We start from the raw sequence: 841 nt of genomic DNA on the forward strand, positions 1-841 counted from the left end.
AAGGGCGAGCTTAAGTTCTCTCAAGAGCAGACTGGTATTGTGTTTAAGAAATCGGCGCTTGATTTGAAAGTGAAGCATGGCAACCCTTATTTGCTTAGTGTTTTAACCTCTTATGCTGAAAAGCTGCTTCGCAAGGTTGCTTCAAGCTCTGATATCAAAGATAAAGTCAGGCGTTTTATTCGGCGTCACTTGGCCGAAGATGCAGAACTGGACGTTGAGCGTGCTGCAAAGGCTCTCAATATGAGCCGTCATACGCTTTATCGAAAACTGAAAAAAGAGCAGGTATCCTTTCAGTCTTTGGTTGAGGAAGTTCGGCAGCGAGAAGCTGAGCGTTATTTGAAGGAAAACAAGGTTTCTATTAGTGAAGTTGCATTTTTGTTAGGGTTTTCTGAATTGAGTGCTTTTAGCCGGGCCTTTAAACGATGGACGGGCGAGTCTCCTGCAAAGTTTCGAGCAAAGAGTTTCAATGGGGTCAGACTCGATTGAAAATCAATCGAGTCTGACCCCATTGAAACTAAAATAGAGGGTTAACTGATGAAGTTATATGGCAAGGGTACATCACGTTCTTTTCGTTGTGTTTGGGCGGCTGAAGAGGCTGGTCTTGATTACGAATATATCTCGGTAGAATTTGGCAGCGCGGGCGAGAAAGGCACGAACAGTGAAGATTATCGTTCCATGAATGTTCAAGGTAAGGTGCCGACGCTTGCTGACGGTTCTGTTTCTGGTGGCCCCTTGGTATTAACTGAAAGTGCTGCGATTGTTAATTATCTTGGCGCTGTATCTGATAAGAACTTATGTCCACCTGCTTCGGATCCGGTACTTCGTGGTCATTATGACCAAC

General features: G+C 44.6%; 2 protein-coding genes. Both read left to right on the plus strand.

The window, feature by feature from the left end; genetic code table 11:
* Positions 1-486: AraC family transcriptional regulator (locus A3761_RS25275; RefSeq protein ID WP_156492129.1), on the plus strand; the 486-nt coding region annotated here is incomplete at its 5' end.
* Positions 487-534: 48 nt separating this feature from the next.
* On the plus strand, positions 535-841 hold a 307-nt coding region (locus tag A3761_RS25280; RefSeq protein WP_197473267.1), incomplete at its 3' end, for a glutathione S-transferase family protein.

The organism is Oleiphilus sp. HI0123, assembly GCF_001635315.1.